This window comes from Staphylococcus sp. EG-SA-2 (assembly GCF_017152085.1).
In genome coordinates this window covers 1-3483 of sequence record NZ_JACYHC010000542.1, presented here as the reverse complement: position 1 = coordinate 3483, position 3483 = coordinate 1, and the positions used below count along the sequence as shown (strand labels likewise).

The window sequence follows — 3483 nt, the reverse complement described above, 5'->3', positions numbered from 1 at the left end:
CATCTATAATAAAGCTGTATGATTCAATGAATGTAATCGAACAAATCTAATAATTACGAATGGAGCATACAACTATGAAAATAACAACAATTGCTAAAACAAGTTTAGCACTAGGCCTTTTAACAACAGGTGTAATCACAACGACAACGCAAGCAGCAAATGCGACAACACCGCCTTCAACTAAAGTGGAAACACCGCAACAAGTAGCAAATGCAACAACACCATCTTCAACTAAAGTGGAAGCACCGCAACAAGCAGCAAACGCGACAACACCATCTTCAACTAAAGTAGAAGCACCGCAATCAAAACCAAACGCGACAACACCATCTTCAACTAAAGTGGAAGCACCGCAACAAGCAGCAAACGCGACAACACCACCTTCGTCTAATGTAGACACATCACCACCACAATCGCCAACCACAAAACAAGTACCAACAGAAATAAATCCTAAATTTAAAGATTTAAGAGCGTATTATACGAAACCAAGTTTAGAATTTAAAAATGAGATTGGTATTATTTTAAAAAAATGGACGACAATAAGATTTATGAATGTTGTCCCAGATTATTTCATATATAAAATTGCTTTAGTTGGTAAAGATGATAAAAAATATGGTGAAGGAGTACATAGGAATGTCGATGTATTTGTCGTTTTAGAAGAAAATAATTACAATCTCGAAAAATATTCTGTCGGTGGTATCACAAAGAGTAATAGTAAAAAAGTTGATCACAAAGCAGGAGTAAGAATTACTAAGGAAGATAATAAAGGTACAATCTCTCATGATGTTTCAGAATTCAAGATTACTAAAGAACAGATTTCCTTGAAAGAACTTGATTTTAAATTGAGAAAACAACTTATTGAAAAAAATAATCTGTACGGTAACGTTGGTTCAGGTAAAATTGTTATTAAAATGAAAAACGGTGGAAAGTACACGTTTGAATTGCACAAAAAATTACAAGAAAATCGCATGGCAGATGTCATAGATGGCACTAATATTGATAACATTGAAGTGAATATAAAATAATCATGACATTCTCTAAATAGAAGCTGTCATCGGAAAAACAAGAAGTTAAGTGACAACGGCCTACATGTTGCTTAGCTTCTTTTGTTATGTTCGATGATTTGAGAACCCGAATTTTCGATGGGTCCAAATATGACGTGGAAGAGTCCTGAATTTATCTGTAAATCCCTATCTATCGGGTGTGAAGCACAACGGAATCAGTTTTATTTAACGAACATTATAGATTCCTTAATTTACTTAATAATGATTCAATGATTATTAAAGATGGTTTAATGTGAAAGGTCAAATACGCCAATTATAATAAAGCTGTATGATTCAATAGACGTAAGCGAACAAATCTAATAATTACGAATGGAGCATACAACTATGAAAATGGCAGCAATTGCGAAAGCAAGTTTAGCATTAGGTATTTTAGCAACAGGAACAATAACGTCATTGCATCAAACTGTAAATGCGAGTGAACATGAAGCAAAATATGAAAATGTGACAAAAGATATCTTTGACTTAAGAGATTACTATAGTGGCGCAAGTAAGGAACTTAAAAATGTTACTGGTTATCGTTATAGCAAAGGTGGCAAGCATTACCTTATCTTTGATAAACATCAAAAGTTCACTAGAATACAAATTTTTGGTAAAGATATAGAAAGATTTAAAGCACGCAAAAATCCGGGATTAGACATATTTGTTGTTAAAGAAGCGGAAAACCGTAATGGCACAGTGTTTTCATATGGTGGTGTCACTAAGAAAAATCAAGACGCTTATTATGATTATATAAACGCACCAAGATTTCAAATCAAGAGAGATGAAGGTGACGGTATTGCTACGTACGGTAGAGTACACTACATTTATAAAGAAGAGATTTCACTTAAAGAACTCGACTTTAAATTGAGACAGTATTTAATTCAAAATTTTGATCTGTATAAAAAGTTTCCTAAAGATAGTAAGATAAAAGTGATAATGAAAGATGGCGGCTATTATACGTTTGAACTTAATAAAAAATTACAAACAAATCGCATGAGTGATGTCATTGACGGTAGAAATATTGAAAAAATAGAAGCCAACATTAGATAATTCAATGAAATATGGATAATAGTAAAATATGGATAGTATAGAGGAGTTAGGCAACATAAGTTGCTTAGCTTCTTTTTTGTGTTGGCGAGATGAAAATGAAGCGTATCGATGAATAATAAAAACACCAATAAAACTTGTGGAAATAGTTGATACTTATAGATGCGTGATGTCGCTTTAGTGACATGAAACAATGTGGAAAACATAATTAAATTGAGGGAAAGTGTGAATAGTTAAAAAATTAGCATTGTGTTATAAAAAATAATTAATACTGTTAGGATTTCATTAACTAACTTAACGTTGGTTCAAAAATAGTTAAAAAGAGGTTAATTCATAGCGCAGTATCTCGCTTATATAATGATAGTAGATTGTTCGTATTACGTAATTGAATTAATCATATAAAAATATATTAAGACAAAATTTATAAATAGATTGGGAGAATAGTACTATGAAATTAAAAACGTTAGCTAAAGCAACATTGGCATTAGGCTTATTAACTACTGGTGTGATTACATCAGAAGGCCAAGCAGTCCACGCAAAAGAAAAGCAAGAGAGAGTACAACATTTATATGATATTAAAGACTTATATCGATACTACTCATCAGAAAGTTTTGAATTCAGTAATATTAGTGGTAAGGTTGAAAACTATAACGGTTCTAACGTTGTACGCTTTAACCAAGAAAAACAAAATCACCAATTATTCTTATTAGGAAAAGATAAAGATAAATATAAAAAAGGCCTTGAAGGCCAGAATGTCTTTGTGGTAAAAGAATTAATTGATCCAAACGGTAGACTATCTACTGTTGGTGGTGTGACTAAGAAAAATAACAAATCTTCTGAAACTAATACACATTTATTTGTTAATAAAGTGTATGGCGGAAATTTAGATGCATCAATTGACTCATTTTTAATTAATAAAGAAGAAGTTTCACTGAAAGAACTTGATTTCAAAATTAGAAAGCAATTAGTTGAAAAATATGGTTTATATAAAGGTACGACTAAATACGGTAAGATCACTATCAATTTGAAAGACGAGAAAAAGGAAGTAATTGATTTAGGTGATAAACTGCAATTCGAGCGCATGGGTGATGTGTTGAATAGTAAGGATATTCAAAATATAGCAGTGACTATTAATCAAATTTAAATTAAACAATCAATGACTTTAAAGTAATAAATTTGAAGCAGCTTAACGATGAAATGTTGAATAAATACGTACATCCTCCAAAAAGGGGCGTATCTAAATCAACAGTGTCGTTAGGCTGTTTTTATGTTTTATAACGCAGGGTATGAGCGTACTAAAAATTCACATTACTTCTGAAAGTGATGTCCATTGAATATTAATTAGTTCTTCATTAACCATGATTTAATTTTAATTAAACGAGTGTTAATGTCAGTC

The 3483-nt window shown here is 31.5% G+C and carries 3 protein-coding genes; all 3 read left to right on the top strand.

Going from position 1 to position 3483, the window contains the following annotated elements:
- The first annotated feature begins 74 nt into the window (after positions 1-74).
- The 3 genes from IDG60_RS09075 (at position 75) to IDG60_RS09065 (ending at position 3231) form a co-directional block, all read left to right on the top strand.
- Positions 75-1022, top strand: a complete 948-nt coding sequence (locus IDG60_RS09075; protein WP_000705630.1) for a superantigen-like protein SSL4 — start codon at positions 75-77, stop codon at positions 1020-1022.
- Between the two features lie 363 nt (positions 1023-1385).
- Positions 1386-2090 carry a superantigen-like protein SSL5 gene (locus IDG60_RS09070; protein ID WP_000781345.1) on the top strand — a complete coding sequence of 235 codons (705 nt, stop codon included), beginning with the start codon at positions 1386-1388 and terminating at the stop codon, positions 2088-2090.
- Between the two features lie 445 nt (positions 2091-2535).
- A complete protein-coding gene (locus tag IDG60_RS09065) occupies positions 2536-3231 on the top strand; it encodes a superantigen-like protein SSL7 (protein WP_000769820.1) in 696 nt (231 codons plus the stop codon).
- Positions 3232-3483: the final 252 nt, after the last annotated feature.

Bases quoted from the DNA above. Each gene is read 5' to 3' on its own strand.
- IDG60_RS09075 (WP_000705630.1), top strand. From the start codon at position 75: ATGAAAATAACAACAATTGCTAAAACAAGTTTAGCACTAGGCCTTTTA.
- IDG60_RS09070 (WP_000781345.1), top strand. From the start codon at position 1,386: ATGAAAATGGCAGCAATTGCGAAAGCAAGTTTAGCATTAGGTATTTTA.
- IDG60_RS09065 (WP_000769820.1), top strand. From the start codon at position 2,536: ATGAAATTAAAAACGTTAGCTAAAGCAACATTGGCATTAGGCTTATTA.